This is a genomic window from Capnocytophaga canis, from assembly GCF_000827555.1.
GTDB classification, from domain to species: domain Bacteria; phylum Bacteroidota; class Bacteroidia; order Flavobacteriales; family Flavobacteriaceae; genus Capnocytophaga; species Capnocytophaga canis.
The window spans coordinates 73,241-90,453 of sequence record NZ_CDOI01000090.1 but is presented as its reverse complement, the minus strand read 5'-3'; the positions used below and the strand labels follow the sequence as shown (position 1 = coordinate 90,453).

General features: G+C 35.1%; 15 protein-coding genes. All 15 read right to left on the bottom strand.

Annotation, left to right across the window (positions count from 1 at the left end; translation table 11 throughout):
- Positions 1–368: ATP-dependent Clp protease proteolytic subunit (locus CCAND38_RS02785; RefSeq protein WP_042009555.1), on the bottom strand; the 368-nt coding region annotated here is incomplete at its 3' end.
- A gap of 316 nt (positions 369–684) precedes the next feature.
- Positions 685–2,022, bottom strand: coding sequence for a trigger factor (gene tig, locus CCAND38_RS02780; protein WP_042343704.1), 1,338 nt, complete (start codon positions 2,020–2,022; stop codon positions 685–687).
- Between the two features lie 151 nt (positions 2,023–2,173).
- Positions 2,174–3,511 carry a BaiN/RdsA family NAD(P)/FAD-dependent oxidoreductase gene (locus CCAND38_RS02775; protein ID WP_082024938.1) on the bottom strand — a complete coding sequence of 446 codons (1,338 nt, stop codon included), beginning with the start codon at positions 3,509–3,511 and terminating at the stop codon, positions 2,174–2,176.
- A gap of 66 nt (positions 3,512–3,577) precedes the next feature.
- A complete protein-coding gene (locus CCAND38_RS02770) occupies positions 3,578–3,907 on the bottom strand; it encodes a 2Fe-2S iron-sulfur cluster-binding family protein (RefSeq protein ID WP_042009553.1) in 330 nt (109 codons plus the stop codon).
- A gap of 1 nt (position 3,908) precedes the next feature.
- On the bottom strand, positions 3,909–5,009 hold the full coding sequence (locus CCAND38_RS02765) for a hypothetical protein (protein ID WP_042009552.1): 1,101 nt from the start codon (positions 5,007–5,009) through the stop codon (positions 3,909–3,911).
- A 26-nt stretch (positions 5,010–5,035) separates the two neighbouring features.
- On the bottom strand, positions 5,036–6,088 hold the full coding sequence (locus CCAND38_RS02760) for an NAD(P)/FAD-dependent oxidoreductase (protein ID WP_042343702.1): 1,053 nt from the start codon (positions 6,086–6,088) through the stop codon (positions 5,036–5,038).
- A gap of 191 nt (positions 6,089–6,279) precedes the next feature.
- Positions 6,280–6,756, bottom strand: a complete 477-nt coding sequence (locus CCAND38_RS02755; RefSeq protein ID WP_042343700.1) for a CvpA family protein — start codon at positions 6,754–6,756, stop codon at positions 6,280–6,282.
- A gap of 3 nt (positions 6,757–6,759) precedes the next feature.
- Positions 6,760–7,419: a deoxyribose-phosphate aldolase gene (gene deoC, locus CCAND38_RS02750; RefSeq protein ID WP_042343697.1), complete on the bottom strand. Its 660-nt coding sequence runs from the start codon at positions 7,417–7,419 to the stop codon at positions 6,760–6,762.
- Positions 7,420–7,608: 189 nt separating this feature from the next.
- On the bottom strand, positions 7,609–8,103 hold the full coding sequence (locus CCAND38_RS02745; protein ID WP_042009548.1) for a hypothetical protein: 495 nt from the start codon (positions 8,101–8,103) through the stop codon (positions 7,609–7,611).
- Positions 8,104–8,153: 50 nt separating this feature from the next.
- Entirely contained in the window at positions 8,154–10,334 is a 2,181-nt protein-coding gene (locus CCAND38_RS02740; protein WP_042343696.1) for a S46 family peptidase, read from the bottom strand.
- A 1-nt stretch (position 10,335) separates the two neighbouring features.
- On the bottom strand, positions 10,336–11,250 hold the full coding sequence (locus tag CCAND38_RS02735) for a CfrBI family restriction endonuclease (RefSeq protein WP_042343695.1): 915 nt from the start codon (positions 11,248–11,250) through the stop codon (positions 10,336–10,338).
- Positions 11,247–12,632: a DNA methyltransferase gene (locus CCAND38_RS02730; protein ID WP_231549992.1), complete on the bottom strand. Its 1,386-nt coding sequence runs from the start codon at positions 12,630–12,632 to the stop codon at positions 11,247–11,249. Before CCAND38_RS02730 ends, CCAND38_RS02735 begins: the two co-directional genes overlap by 4 nt.
- 38 nt (positions 12,633–12,670) lie before the next feature.
- Positions 12,671–13,363 carry a DUF6261 family protein gene (locus CCAND38_RS02725; protein WP_013997263.1) on the bottom strand — a complete coding sequence of 231 codons (693 nt, stop codon included), beginning with the start codon at positions 13,361–13,363 and terminating at the stop codon, positions 12,671–12,673.
- A gap of 233 nt (positions 13,364–13,596) precedes the next feature.
- A complete protein-coding gene (locus tag CCAND38_RS02720; RefSeq protein ID WP_042343693.1) occupies positions 13,597–13,995 on the bottom strand; it encodes a hypothetical protein in 399 nt (132 codons plus the stop codon).
- A 126-nt stretch (positions 13,996–14,121) separates the two neighbouring features.
- Entirely contained in the window at positions 14,122–16,965 is a 2,844-nt protein-coding gene (locus CCAND38_RS02715) for a M16 family metallopeptidase (protein WP_042343691.1), read from the bottom strand.
- Positions 16,966–17,213: the final 248 nt, after the last annotated feature.

The window sequence follows — 17,213 nt, the reverse complement described above, 5'->3', positions numbered from 1 at the left end:
CCTGCCATACCAGTACAGATAGTGGCTACATCAGGTTTGATAAACTGCATCGTATCATAAATTCCAAGACCTGCGTATACACTTCCTCCTGGTGAATTTATATAAATCTGGATGTCTTTGGAACTATCAACACTCTCCAAAAACAACAACTGAGCTGTTACAATATTGGCTATATGGTCATCAATACCCGTTCCCAAAAAGATAATTCTATCCATCATAAGACGAGAAAAAACATCCATTTGAGCCACATTCAGTTGACGTTCTTCCATAATATAAGGCGTCATACTTGATATGATTTTATCATAGTAAAGACTATTTATACCATGTTTTTTAGTAGCGTATTTTTTAAATTCTTTATTGAAATTCATAGGTTTATGGATTTTTATTATGTTTGTACGGAAAGTTCTTCAAAAACTCTGCCGTATGAAGTATTTTATTTTTATTTAGTAGAATAACGTTTTCTGTAGTAATATAAAACGCTTAACCTCAACAGTATAACCGCATATGCGCGATGAAAAACAAACTTATAAAACTGACAAAATGACAACTAAAGTCAAATTTCGAGATAATCTCCCTGTTTGTTGAAATGTATGCAAGACGGTAATAAAATTAAAGATAATATATTACGATGAAAAGGCGTTAAACCAAATTTAACGCCTTTGTATGTCAAAACACTAATAATTTCTATGCCTCGTCTGTTTTGTAAACTTCTTTGATGAACTCATCGAAAGTAGCTTTTTTAGTATTCGTTTTTACATTAGCTTTGTAAAACTCTAACAGTTTGTTCAATACTAATTGCTGATTGATGCGTTGCATTTCCTCTCTGTTTTGTAAGATTTTACTTACAATTCCATCTACGTACGAATCATCATCAACAGGCATTCCGTATTGAGTCAATTGATTTTTCACATAGCTATTAGCATAGTCCTTCAACTCGTCAAATGTAGGATGCAAATTATTGTCTCCTAATATTTTACCTTCGATAAGTTGATAACGAAGTCCTTTTTCTGATTTCTCGTATTCAGCGTCAGCTTCCTCCTTTGTCAATTCTTTTTCACCTGCCGTACGTAACCATTTTTTCAAGAACTCTGCTGGTAAATCAAACTGAGTAGTGTTTACCAAATAGTCTGTAACTTGGTTTAGAAAATGCTGATCTGCTTGTTCTGTATATTGAAATTGAGAATTTTTCTTGATTTCTTCACGTAACTCAGTCTCTGATGTTACTGTTCCTGCGGGGAACAACTTATCGAAAAGCTCTTGATTCAAATCAGCTTCCTCACGAACATTAACCTCTTCGATTGTGAAAGTTACCGTAACGTCCAAGTGATGCACATCATCATGTGACACTTTCAAAAAGTGCATCAAATCGTGCTCATCATTAAACAATCCTTTGGTTTGCAGTTGTAACTGATCTCCTATCTTTTTACCTACAAACACTTTTCGGTTATCAGCACTCAAGGCTTCCAACTTGAAAGTTGCTTGATTATCAATCTTTTTCTCTTCGTTAAAAAACGATCCTGTGATTTCAATATCGTCTTGATTCAAAATCTCGCCTTTTGAAATCAATTTTCCAAATTGCTTACGAATACGCTCCACTTGGCGATCAATAAGTTCATCTTCAATTGAGATTTCATATCGAGTAATACCGTTTTGAGGCTGTAAATCAAGCTCAAATTTAGGAGCTAAGCCTACTTCAAATTCAAAAGTAAAGCTTTCTGCATCCCAATTAAAATCTTGCTGTTCCTTTGGAAGTGGATTTCCTAAAATATCTAATTTTTCCTCAACAATATATTTGTTCAATGAATCCTGCAATAATTTATTTACCTCATCAAATAGAATTGCTTTTCCATATTGTTTTCTAATCATTCCCATAGGAACGTGTCCTTTTCTGAATCCAGGTACATTTGCTGTTTTTCTGTAATTTGTAAGCACTTTTTCTACCTTATCAGCATAATCATCCTTTTCAATAGCAACTGTAATCACAGCGTTCAAAGCATCAATTTGCTCTTTTGTAATATTCATTTTTTAAAATATTTAAGTCTAAAAAAATTCAGTTCGCAAAGGTAATATAATATATGGAAACTAAAAAATTTTTGAATTATTTTCTTTCTCCTTAGATTCAACCCCCAAGTGCAATTTTATTTTACAAAACTATAAAATAAACTCTTTTTTTTCATCCTTGCAAAGCTTCGGCTATCAAATAACCTCCTGTCCAGGCATTTTGGAAGTTGAAACCTCCCGTAATCGCATCTACGTCTATGACCTCTCCAGCCAAGTATAAATTTTTTAACATCTTACTTTCAAACGTTTTAAAATTTATTTCAGAAAGAGCCACTCCCCCTGCTGTGACAAACTCTTCTTTAAACACGGATTTTCCATTGATTACAAACCTTGAAGATGTTAGCACTTCGGACAATGAATGCAAAGAAGTTTTGTTCAAATTTGCCCAAAGTATGCTATGCAAAACACCCGCCCTATCTAACAACCTTAACCACAATCGCTTAGGAAGATTAGGAAATGATGTGTTTTGAAGCATTTTCTTAGGTTGCGTTTGTTTAATTTCCTGCAAATATTGCAGAACTTCCTCTTTACTAGGTTGTTGCAAGTCATTACATAACCAATTGACTTTCAACACACAGCGATAATCACGCTCTGCTAAAACTCTGGCACCCCAAGCCGATAGTTTTAATATGGCAGGTCCACTAAATCCCCAATGAGTGATAAGCAATGGAGCTATATTTTTGATTTTTAAAGATTTATCATGTATGTCATACAAAGAAACCTCAGCAGTAGTCGATATCCCTGCCATGTCTTTTATAAAGTCATCGGAAGTGTTAAATGTAAACAGAGATGGCACAGGGGGAACTATCGTATGCCCTAATTTTGCCAATAAATTCCATATTTTAGGATTACTTCCCGTAGTAATAATCAGTTTTTCAGCACGAAAAATACTATCAGATGTTTTTACTTCCCAATATGCATCTTCTCTATAGAAATCAATCACATTATGAGAGTTAAACAACTCAATACCAAGACATTTCACTTGTTCTAAAAAACAATCAATAACACTCTGTGAAGTGTTTGATTTTGGGAAAACACGTCCGTCTGCTTCTGTTTTGAGTGCTACTCCCCGACTCTCAAACCACTCAATAACATCACCACACATAAATCGACTAAAAGGGCTAAGCAATTCTCGTTCACCACGTGGATAATTCTTTACCAAATTTTGAGGAATAAACTCGGCATGCGTAACATTGCACCGACCACCGCCTGAAATACGCACCTTGGACAATACCTCTTTCCCTTTCTCTAGAATAGCAATTCTATAGTTTGGATTTCGCTCAGCACAGTTAATAGCTGTAAAAAAACCTGCAGCTCCTCCACCAATAATTACTATGTCAAACTTCTGTACATTTTTCAAAATATCAGACGTATTTTTCTTAAAACGTTTATTATTAACAATAAATTTTCTGTCATTTCGACTGATAAAGCAAAAAACTCTGTCGTACATTTGTATTCACTGAAAAGAATATAAGTGCATGACAAAGTCTTCTTTTTATCTAATTTCTGAACCTGATTACGGATAGGGAGCCAGAATAACCTCTAATCCATCAAGTTGCTCTGTGATAGGAATTTGGCATCCTAAACGGCTGTTTTCCTTGACATGATATGCCTCAAAAAGCATCGCCTCCTCATCAGCAGACATCTCAGGAAGAGTTACATCATTCTGTACATAACACTGACAAGAAGCACACATTGCCATACCTCCGCAAACGCCTATTTCACCATCCTGTGCAATTTCGTAAGCCCTCATGACTTCCATGAGATTCATATTCATATCCGTAGGAGCTTGTAATTCAAAAAGAACCCCTTCCCTATCGGTTATTTTCAAGGTAATATCACTCATTTTAGTAGTATTCTATTTTGCGTGTTCTAATTTTGGAAGGCACCTTATTTTCGTATAGAACAACTTCTTTCCAATTTCCGAATTTGTCAAATGAATATTTGTACTGATGATCGAAATCAGGAGTTCTATGCAAAATCAACAGTCCATTTTTATCGAAAACTTTCTTAGAGACAGTCTCCGTTTTAGTCTTAATAACTTCGGTTTCACCTCCTGAAGATGCGTAGGCCAAATTTGTTTCCATATAAAAATCTGGATCATCAATGGCTGTACATACGGACTGAACTAGCTTTCCTTTTTTGTACTTATAGACGCAAATAGTTACTTGATCATCCTCATTGGTAAATTTAGATTTTACTAAATATCCCTCTTTATCATACTCATTTTCAACTCTTAAGAATACACCAATATCTGGATAAAGTTCTTCGGAATGAGTTACTTTATTAGCTTTGTTATAACGATAATGTTTTTCCTTTACATACTCCGGGCGTATTTTCTTCTCCAAAATAAGATTCTTCTCTTCATACTCTTGGATGTCTTTTTCTAACACAGAAAGACTGGCTACTTTATTTTTTTCGATGCAATTTCCTAAGTCATCATATTTGAATGTTGTTGTCAAAAGCCATTCACCTCCTTCGTTTTCATCAATTTTGACTAACTGCCCTTTCTCATTATAAAAATATCCTTTGTCAACTACCAAATCTCCATCATCGGCAGTAAAAATTGTTTTACTTCCAATCACTTTTCCCTTTTTATCGTACTTGAAAGTCATACCTCCAAAAGGAACTCTATCAGTGAAATAGGTTGTTACACTCATATTTTTACCTGTCCTATCAAACGTATAAGCAATATTGGTTTTAGAATATTTGGTTTTATCACGTTCAATATTCCAATCTTCTGTTAAAGGAATAAGTTCATACTTTTTACTATCAACTGTCTTTTTCCCTTCCTTGTCAGGTTCTAAAGAATACGAATAATCTTGTACTTGCTTTATATTTCCCTTCAACTGCAAGGTCTTGGTGCTTATCGTGTCTATTTGTCCCCAAAGCGACACCGTGTTTGTCATAAAAATGACGAACATGATCAAGTTTCTCAATCGTTTCATCTCTCCTATTCTCGTTTTAATTCCTACTATTCTATTGATTTAACTACGGCCTTCTCAGCTTCTTTTCGACTTCCGTCAAAACCATCTACACCTGACACAGTGGTGTATTTAAGTACATATTTTTTACCTGGGTTGAGTCGATTGTAAACACTTTGACACATTAATGTTGCTTCATGAAATCCACAGAGAATTAATTTCAATTTACCCGGATAGATATTAATATCTCCTATGGCGTAAATACCCTCCACATTGGTTTGATAATCTAAAGCGTTATTCACTTTAATGGCATTTTTCTCAATTTCTAAACCCCAATTAGCAATAGGGCCTAATTTAGGCGTCAATCCAAAAAGCGGAATAAAATAATCCGTTTCAACCTCTTGTCGATTTCCCTCAACATCCAACACCAATGATTCTACTTTACCTTTTCCTTTTATTTCAACCACTTCACAAGGGGTAATCAGATTGATTTTCCCTGCATCTTTTAATGCTTTTACTTTCTCTACCGAATCCAAAGCTCCACGAAATTCGTTACGACGATGAACTAACGTAACTGATTTTGCTATATTCGCCAAGTAGATACTCCAATCCAAAGCCGAATCTCCCCCTCCCGCAATGACTACACGCTTCCCTGCGAAACTTTCGGGATTTCTAACAAAATATTCCACCCCTTTTTCTTCATAATCAACTAGATTAGCTAACTCGGGCTTACGAGGCTCAAAAGTTCCTAATCCTCCTGCAATGGCTACCGCCTTACCTTTAATTTTGGTTCCTTTATTGGTTGTAACAACAAAAGTTCCATCCTCATTTTTATCAATGGTTTCTGCTGTTTCCGACAATGTAAATTCAGGTTGAAATTGTTTAATTTGCTCCATGAGATTATCTACCAATTCACCTGCCCCAACGCTTGGATAGCCTGGTATATCAAAAATCGGTTTCTTAGGATATAACTCCGCCAACTGCCCTCCTGGCTGTGGCAATGTGTCAATCAAATGACATTTCATCTTCAACAACCCAGCTTCAAAAACGGCAAAAAGCCCAGTAGGACCTGCCCCTATAATGATTATATCGGTTTCTTTCATTCTATCTATGTTTTTTTCTCAAAAACTGTGCAAAAGTATTATTTTATTACCAAATAAAAAAACAAACCCCGAACTATTAAGAAGAGATTAATTCCTTTTTAACGTAACCAGAATTTGTTTTTACATATCTTTATGAAAGTCTGTTATATTCCAAACTTACCTTCCAATTATTATAACAAAAGGTTTGTTTTTTAAAAAACGTTGCCGTAAACAACCCCACCGATGGTTTTTATGGGTTCATAAAGCACTGAGTTTTTCAAGGTCTCTTGTGGTAACCATTTATCAGTTTGCCATGTTTTCTCCAAAACAATGAACAGCGACCCTGCAATAATGGCAGTTTTGAGTAACCCGAAAACACCTCCTCCTAATCTATTTAACAATCCTAACGAGGCAAATTTGACTACTTTTGTAAGTAATTTTGCTAAAAGCATCACGCCTAACATTATCAAAATCAAGGTGAAAACAAAAGAAATCACTTCCATTGTCGATTTTTCAAAAGAAACATATTGGCTCAAGATATCAGCAATATAAAACGAAAAATGAATAGCCCCGTAAATTCCTAATATAATTGCAAGTAACGAAGCTAACTCAATAATGAGTCCTCTCCATAGACCTCGTACCAAACCAAACCCTAATACAACAAGTAGGATGATATCAATCGTATTCATAACTTAATATCCCTCACCTTTTCCTCCTGTGACAATGGCAATTCCGTTGGAAGTTCCGATGCGTTCTACTCCCAAATCAATGTATTGTTTTGCTGTTTGAAAATCTCGAACACCTCCTGAAGCTTTAATCTTAGCCTTTCCGTTTACAGCTTCTTTCATAAGCTGAACATCCGAAAGAGTTGCTCCTCCTGTACCAAATCCTGTAGAAGTTTTCACAAAATCAGCACCTGCCTCTACAGATAGTTTACAAGCCAATTTCTTTTCTTCATCGGTAAGATAGCAAGTTTCTAAAATCACTTTCAGTACGTTATTTCCACAAGCTTTCTTGATTTGAGCAATTTCTTCGCGAACTTTATCAACCTCTCCCGATTTTAAAAGCCCTACATTAATTACCATATCTATTTCATTTGCCCCATCTGCAAGAGCTTGTTCTGTTTCAAAAACTTTGGATTTCAAACTCATAGCTCCCAAAGGAAAACCAACAACACTACATACGTTAATATCTGTACCTTTTAAAAAATCTTTAGCATACGGCACAAATGCACTATTCACGCAAACAGAGAAAAAATCATACGTAACAGCCTCTTTGCAAAGCGTTTCAATTTCTGAAATAGTTGCATTAGCTTTCAGAAGTGTGTGGTCAATAAATTTATTTAGTTTCATATTTGTTGTAGATTTTTTAAAAAATTAAACTTCGCAAAGTTACGATTTATTACTTTTTCGAACAATATAAACAAAGAAAAAAGAGAGAAAAACTATCCCAAAAAATTGTACTTACTAATGGAATTTAGGCTTTTAGTAACACAAAACGAGGGCTTCCACATTAATTAACACGAAAGCCCTCAATATTCCTTAATTAGCAACTAAATATGTATTTAAAATCTCATTTTGAGAAAGAGTTTCTTCATTCTGAATACCTATTAGAAGGGTTTCTCCATTTTTTAATGTTATAAATAGTCCTTTATTTCCCCTGACTCTATACACGGTTCCATATTTTAGACTGATTCTGATACCTGAACTTATCATTTTATAATCAATAATTTCTATTTTTCTGATATTCTTTAAAGGAACTTTCCTCGTGTATATCGGATGAAATTGTACTTGAATAGCCTCTGGCGTTATTGTTAATTTTAGCTTAAGAACAAGCAAAACCGAAATAATCACTAGCAGAATGAGGTTAAACAAAATCAAACCCATATTTGACATTGGAGAATCTCCAAAAGGCTTGTGAAGAAATATTTGTTGGTATGCTCTAATAGCAAAATAAAACCACAGTATCAAAAGTAGAATACTTACCCAAATAGGAGTAAATCTCTGTTTTTCAAAATATAAACTATCTGATTTCATAGAACTCTCATTTTTACGGATTTCACACTTATAATACCATCAAAAACATTTTACTTACGTTTTTTCTTTGATTTCTTAGAAGAAGTATTTTTCTTCGGATGCACCAATCTCATCTCGTCAATGAGGTGTTTTGCTCCTGCATATTTATCGATGATGAATAGAACATAACGAATATCCACCATAATATTACGACAGATTTCAGGGTCGTAATGAATATCGCTCATTGTACCTTCCCAAACGCGGTCGAAATTAAGCCCGATGAGATTTCCGTGTGCATCAATAGCAGGACTTCCCGAATTTCCACCTGTGGTATGATTGGTAGCGATGAAGCAAACAGGCATTTTTCCGTTCTTGTCTGCGTAAGCTCCAAAATCTTTCTTCTCATATAAGTCACGTAATTTCTGCGGAACATCAAATTCGTAATCGTTCGGAACGTATTTTTCCATCACACCTTCCAAATAAGTTACAGGGCTATAATATACCGCATCGGCAGGGGCATATCCTTTTACTTTTCCGTAAGTAACACGCAATGTACTATTTGCATCAGGGAAAATTCTATCCTCAGGCTTTGAAAACTCCAAAATGGCTTTCATATACGTACGCTGTAAGGCTTGAATTTCTGCATCCAATTTTTGGTAAGTAGGTAATACATTATTCACATAATTTTCCGCCATAAGCGTTACAAACTGCATTCCTTTATCATCTTTGAGCTTTTGGGCAAAATCTTGTGGTGAAAGCGAAAGTACTTTCTCAATTTCCTCATAAGATGCCAAAAATGAATTTCCATAAAGCTCATCCGCTAGTTTTTTAGAGTCAAAGGAACGTAGGTTCTCTACCAAAAACTGCTTTGGCATATTTTCAGCATAGAAAACGATGGCTTTTTCAAAAACATCTCTGTCTACCACTTTTTCGTAGTCTTTGAATACATTTTTGAATGTTTCTAACAGATTTTTCTTTCTATCATTAAAAGACTGTTGCCCTCTTTTTTCTAAAATCAGCTGTAGTTGATACATACGATATCCATTGGTTAAGAAATCTATATTTCTCAGCATCAACTCATTAAACAATTCATTTGACAATGAATAAGGTTCAAATGCTTTATATTTTTTAGAGAATTCAGGCAAAATAGCTCCATATTCTTCTGTTTTTTTATCTTTTTCGATGTTTTTTACAAAAATAGCCTCTTGTTGTTGTTTTATAGCAACGGCGTTTGATTTTTTCAGACCTTGGCTCTCGCCAATCCATTTTTTCCAATAGTTTGCCACTCGTGCGTATTTAGAAGCATATTTAATCTTAATGGCTTGGTCTTTACGCATATACCCGTCTTGTACTTTCAGCACCACATCACGAATTCCAATACGAGCAGGATTCACCACATTGATGATTTGTTCCACAGCAACCGACGGTAAATACTCCTGCGTACGCCCTGGGTAACCGAAAACCATGGTAAAATCATCCTCAGAAATGCCGTCCAACGAAATTGGGAAGAAGTGTTTAGGTCTGTACGGCACATTGTCTTTAGAATATTCCGCGGGACGATTATTTTTATCGGCATAGATACGGAACAGTGCAAAATCGCCTGTATGTCGGGGATATAGCCAATTATCGGTATCAGAACCAAACTTTCCGATAGAAGACGGCGGAGCTCCCACCAAACGCACATCTTTAAAGTTTTCTACCACGAACAAAATATATTGATTTCCGTTGTAAAATGCCCGTACGCGATTTTCCTGCCACGCCTCTTTGGGTGACGTTTTCACCAATTCAGCGGTGTTTTTTTCAATAACATTAGATTTCTCAGTTTCAGAAGAAACATTTTCAATTCCTTTCAATATTTTCTCAGTAACATCTTCAATACGAATGATAAACGTAGCAACTGTTCCTAGGTTGGGAAGTTCTTCTGACTTGCTCATTGCCCAAAATCCATCCGCAAGATAATCGTTTTTAAGAGTTGAATGTGATTGTATTTGTCCATATCCACAGTGATGGTTCGTCAATAGTAGCCCTTGTGCGGAAATCATTTCAGAGGTACATCCATTGTTAAAATGTGGCACGGCATCTTTCAAACTTGATTTATTCACGGAATAAATATCAGAAACAGACATTCTCATTCCCAGCGATTTCATTTCTTTTTCATTCATTCCCTCCAAAAGCGAAGGAATCCACATTCCGCCCTGTTGTGCATAAAGCGAAACCGAGCAAAATAGTAATAAAAGTTTTACGTATTTCATTTTAATTATTAAATAAAGTGTTTAGTATATTTGGTAAATCTTCATCTAAATTTCCTTTGTAATCATTATAAGGAATTTGCAATTTTTCTAATATTGATTTAAATTTTCTAAATCCATTAGCATCACGTAAAGCTATCCAATGAATTCCTAATTCATCACATTGATTTTTATTTTGTTGAGATAAAGTATCTGCGACAAAAATATTTGTACTTCTTGCAATAATAGCATCTGCACTTTCAGGATTGCCCTTACCCATAAGTTTAACTTCACACAAATACTTATTATCCCTTTCAAGAAGATAAAAATCAATTTCTCTATCCACTTTTTTACCTTTATCCTTTACAAAATGTTTAGCATCATAATTACTTTCAGGAACTTGATATAATTTACACAAGGTAAGCATTAAGTATTTTTCTACGCTTTTTCCGGCAGTACTCCAAAGTCCTCCCCTTAATGCAGCTCGTTTTACTGCCAAAGTATTGATAACGACCAAACTTTCACTTACATTTAAATCAACGCTAACTCCTTTCAACTTAATAGTCAAAACTAAGTCAATTTCTTTTTCGATTTCTACCAAAGTTTGAATACTTTGATATAATGATTCAAAATGTTCATTAGAGGCTTCAATAACAATTGTACGAGTAGCTGAACCATACATATTACTTATGGTTTTCTTATTCAATCCTGAGTTTATTGCTATATCTTCAGAAGATAAACCTTCTGACATAAAATACCTCTTATACCAATCTATGGTAATATCTTCTGAATTAAGTTTTGCTGTTACTATTTTTTTAAAGAAGTCAACAGAAAACTGCAAAAACTCAGCGTTGATAAGGTTTACTATTTCTATCCGATAGTCCTCGGATTTTATAACTCTTGTAATTATATTTTTTACTATTTGGTCTGTAAGCGTCATAGAATAGATTTTTTAAATTCGTCTAGCGTAAAAAACTTCGTCGAGTGGTTTTGAAAGATATCTTTTTTCTGAAAAGTTTTCATATACTCAAAATACTTTGGTTCTTTTTCTGTAAGGAAAAAATTACGCCCTAAACTTTTTGCCGTTCGCCCTAATGTTCCACTTCCTCCGAAAGGGTCAAAAATTAAATCTCCTTTAAAAGAATAATATTCTACAACCCTTTTACACAAATCTACTGGAAAAATTGCCGAATGAATTTTATCAGATTTAGGGTGAATTTGCCAAACATTGGTAGTTTCAAATCCATCAGCCACCTTACTTTCTTCTACAATTTCCTTTGAATATTGCTTAATATTCCAATCAATCAGCTTTTCTGTCTGCTTTCTATAAACCATTAAATATTCAGTTGTTGTATTTGGTTTATATGCCAATGGCTTTCGATGTTGTTGGAATCCACCAATTCTATTTTTAACACTATACTCTGGTTTCTGCCAAATAATATCATCAATAAATTCCCAACCCATTTGTACTAAAAAGTGATGAATATCAAAAGGAATTGGATATCTCTTACTAGAATGAGCTCTACTAATACGAGGAACAATTACCGGAGAGGTATTCACAATAAGAAATCTGCCTTCTTTGGTAACTCGATAGGTTTCTTGGAAAACTTCCTCTAAAAAATGTAAATACGCATCATAACTGGGATAAATGGAATAATCACGAGCATTATAGTAAGGAGGAGAAGTAAATGTAAGATGAATGCTCTCATCTGGGACATTTTTCAATACATCTCGAACATCACCGTTTACAACTACATTTTTTAAAAAAGAATACGTTTCTGGGTGAGGCAGAATGGATTTTTTCTTCTTCTCTTGTGCAAAATATTCCTTATAAATCACACTTCTAACCATTTCATTTTCGTGATTTATTAGCTCTTTTAGTGCAATATCAATTTTTTTATCTCCTTTAAAGACGAGCAATCCACGAATAGCTTGACTTACAATTTTCGGATCTTCATCTAACAGATTTCCAAGTAATACTTGTTGATTTTTCTCATCACGAAGTCTCCCTATAGAAGAAATAGCTTCTCTACGAACCAACGTACTTTTATCATTTTTAGAAATGTTTTCCAAGTGAGTAATAATATTCTCAGATTTTAATTTTCCTAAATTCTTAACCACCCAAAAACGCACCTGTTCATTGTCATAATTTATTAAGTCCACAAGCCAATGATAATCAAATGAAACAGGTAATTTCCCTAAATTTTCAAGAATAAAAATAATATTCCCACTATTATTCAAATTACGATGGACAAGCTGCTCTAAGCCACCTGCATTATCTAATTTTATTTCTCTTATATATTCTTTCGTCAACACTTTCACCTCAGTATATTTACTAACAGAAAACTATGATTTTTTATTTACTTCTTCCCTCGGCGATTGATGGTTGCATTGGCATCATCAATTACTTGTGAAACCACCTTTGCGAAGTTAGCGTAAGTACTTTCTTCCTGTAAAGCAGCCAAATAACTAATCAATTTTGTATTGATAAGCCCCAATAAAGGTTTTTTCAGAGCTGTTGCCGACTCGTCGAATTCTTGTTCGGAAACGGACTTTTCATATGCCATTCGCTCGGTATGGAAAGCCGTCTGACGAGTGCGAAGCTCTTCTATCGTATCGGATACTCCCAAAAGTTTTCCGATAGCTTCTTGCAACTCGGTAGCAGAAAAATCTCGTAAAAGCGATTCGATATGTGCCGATTCGCTCGAGTAGTTTTCACGTGTAATTTTCGTTCCGTAACGGTCAAAAACAGCATATAGTTTTTCAGCACTTTCACGGATTTCAGGCGAACGCATCGAGCGATAACCCAGCAATATGTTGCTTAAATTCATAATCGTTTCGTCACGCAGATTGTCCGCTTCTTCCAACTTGGAAACGGCAACTTCTTTTTTGATAGCCACCGAAAGTGCCGTAGCCTGTGTGTCAATTTTCTCAAACAGATTTTTCAAAAAAGCATCTGTTTGTAATTCATTTTCCTGATGAAAAAGCCCCACCAAACGATGAGCTATATCAGCCAATTCGGAAACACGTACTATTGTTAATAATCGTTTCATTGTATATAAATTTTGAGTAATTCAGCGTATGATTTTTTAGTCATTAGTAGCTTCATCTTGCGGAAGCCTCCTACTAAAAAGTGATTTATATCTTCTTTCGGAAGAAACCTTTAACTAAATGATTGCGTTTTTCTGCAATCCTTAGGTAATCATCACTAAATAGTTATCCACCTAAACAACGCAAACAGAGGTTTAACTATTTAGTTGTGGCATTGTTTTGCCTGATTGATGCCTTATTCTGTTTTGTTTTTAGAAACATCCATCACGGGAACTAATCCTTCGGAAGGCATGTAAATAATCTGCGGAAGATTGCCTTTGTCTGCCAACTTTTCGAGCGTTCGGATAAATAAATACTGATTATAGACCGAATTGAGCGTTCCGTTTTCGATTTTCATTGCTTCTGCCATACCTCTTGCTCTCTCAATTTCGGCCTGAGCGTTAAGTTTTTCGGCTTCCAATCGAGCTTTGGCTTCTTCAATAAGGATTTTTCGGTTTTGTTCGGCTTTTGCCATTTCAGCCTTACCAGCCATTTCTTGTTGCCACACGTTGTAAACTGGTAATCCAAACATCATCACCGAGATAAAAATCAATACGGTGATTACAATTCCTAAAACTGGTATTTTTGGTTTCATTGAGTATTATTTTAGATGAAGCCAAAGATAATGTTTTTTTGAAAGGTATGCAAATGATTTTTTAGGAAACAAGAAAGGCTACCTGAAAATCTTATCAGATAGCCTCTTCCTATTTCTCAAAAGCGATTATTTCGCATCTGGAAGTAATATAAACTCAAATAATTGGTCTTTTTTCAAGTACTTTTGAGCTACTTTTTGAACCGATTTTATATTGACTTTATCCAAACGTTTCAATATTTCTTCTGGAGTTTCTATGGGTTGCTGGTTGCGATACGCTCCCGACAAAAGCCCTTGCCAAAAACCGTTTTCTTTTACCATAAGCTCATTTTGGCGTTGTACTTCTATTTTGAATTTATCCAAATCAGCTTGTGAAGGTCCATTTTTCTTGATTTTCTCAACCTCTTCCAATGCTAAGTTGATTAAGTGACGATATTTTTCAGTACCTGTCCCAATGGTGATTGACACGTTATAACGTCCTTTTGGATATTTAGATGTATTGATACGAGCTCCTGTTCCATACACTCCTCCTTCATCTTCGCGTAGTCGTTCTATAAGTTTTATGGTCAAAACACTTTGAAGAGCTTGCATATTCAACACTTCTTGCACATCGTATTTGAAATCACCGTAGTATCTCAAATTTGCTAAAGCTTTCTCTTCTTTACCTTTATTAGTAACTAAGTTAAATCCTTTTTTAGGCTCATAGATGCCTAAATCTGGTGTTTTTTCATTACGTTTTAAACTTGGTAATGAGGCAATATATTCTTCCAACAACGGACGGATATCCTTCTCATCGAACGAACCTACGATAACAAACACAAAATCGGAAGCATCTGCAAAACGGTCTTTGTAGATATTCAAGGCTCTGTCTTTGGAGATTGATTTAATATCTTCCTCCGTATTAGGTACACGGCGAATATTTCCTTTGTAGAGCTTATTAGTGATGTCACGTCTGAAAACAAAATTAGGATCATTTTCTCTGTTAGACATCCCTGAAATGACATTTGCTAACGTTCCTTGGAAAATGTCTTCATCAATACGAGGCTCAGTGAAATACCCATAAATAAGCTCAAAAGTTGTTTTCAATCCTTCTTTGTCAGAGAAAGCTGAAACGCCTTCCTCTCGCTCACCAATATAAGTTCCTACATGCACATTTTTACCTGTCAAATATTTTTTGAGTTCAATAGCGTTCATTTGACCAACACCACTTTGTCCTACTAAGCTACTAGCGTAACTGCTTGAATGGTAGTCTTTATCAGCATACATGTTGGTTCCCCCTGGACTAAACGCATTGATGAGAATCTGGTCGTTTTTGAAAGTTGTTGGTTTCAATACTACTTTAACTCCGTTACTCAAAGTCAATTCCTTAGCGGCAACTTTTGTCAAGTTCTTCTCTGCTACGATACTTCCTTTAACAGGTTGTTTTGCTAATAATGGTAAATCAGAAACTTTATCCTCATATGCAGTTACCTTCTCTGCCTCAACCTCAGCAATCCATTGATTAATTTGAGCTTCTGTTGGGAGCGAATTTTTTTGGCTATCAGGAGCCAAAATGATAATGTCGCGATTTACATCCGTATAATATTCTTTTGTTAAAGCAACAACTTCTTTCAATGTTAATGTTGGTAACAATCTCTTGGTAATGTTATATGAATCCTCATTGCTTAACGCAGGAGCGTCCTCCAAGAAATAGTTCAAATAACGGTTTACGTACTCATCGGATTTCTTTTTATCTCGCTCAATATACGCTGTTTCGTTACCTTTGCTGATAGAAGCGATGGCACGGTCAAGCTCAGTCTGCGTAAAACCAAAACGTTGCACACGCTCCAACTCACGAAGAATAGCTTTAAACCCAACTTCATATTCATTTGGTTTACTAACCATCGAAGCTCCGAAGGTTTGCATATTTGCCAAGAAGTCACTAATAGAAATTGTTCCCGATAAAAACGGTGGATTAGCACTTTGGCGAAGTTCACTCAAACGATTATTAATCATTCGGCTATAAACCGCTTTTAATAATGATTTACGGTAATCTCCCTCAGTTTTGATATTAGTCTTCGGATGTTTGATAAACATCTGAGTAACTATTGCAGTCATTTCAGGGTCGGTAACCGTTAAGAACTGATTTTTGTTCAAGAAAGGCACCTGATATTCTTCTCGTTTTGGAGCATTAGGATGTACTTTCATATCCGAAAACAGCCGTTTTACCTCATTCTCTATTTGGTTTACATCAATATCTCCCACAATTATTATAGACTGCAAATCAGGACGATACCAATCTCTATGAAACTTGCGCAACTCCTCATATGGGAAATTAGTGATAATAGGTTCAGTTCCAATTGGCAAACGGTTGGCGTAACGAGAGTTATTAAACATCAATGGGAAGAATTTATCGCGCATACGTTGCATCGCTCCGCGACCTCCACGCATTTCCTCCAGTACTACACCTCTTTCTTTGTCAATTTCCTCAGCAGTAAGTAGTGCGTCTTGAGCCCAATCACGCATCACTTGCAATCCATTCTTCAATATTTCGGGGTCATCCGAAGGAATGGGCAATTGATAAACCGTTTGGTCAAAACCTGTGTAAGCGTTCAAATCGCTTCCAAAACGTACTCCTACTTTTTGCAAATAGTTTACCAATTCATTCTTAGGGAAATGCTTCAAGCCATTGAAGTTCATATGTTCCAAAAAGTGAGCTAATCCTAATTGCGATTCAGTTTCTAAAATCGAGCCTACTTTCACAGCCAAATACATCGTAACACGATTCTTAGGCTCAACATTCTTACGGATAAAATACTGGAATCCATTAGGTAATTTCCCTACCTTCACTTCATTATCAAAAGGAAGTGGCTTTTTGAAAGAAACGGAATCTTTCACCGAAATATGCTGCTCTTCCAATTTGGTTGTTGCCATAGTGGTTTGCAACAAAGCAGGAAGCAATAAAGCTACTGCTAAACCTCTTATGATTTTCATAAAATTAATATGTTAAAATTAAAATAGCAAAGCTACAATATTTTTTAAGAATATTATATGTTTTGTCTAATATTTTTAAATACAACATGTTAAGTGACAAAGATAAATATATAACATACAGAAACACAATGTTTTGAATCGTTTTTATCAGGAATATATAAAATTGATTTTAAATATCAACGGGGTTCATATACGATAGTATTTGATATAAAATGATTCACAGACATGGCTATCTATGAACATTCGTG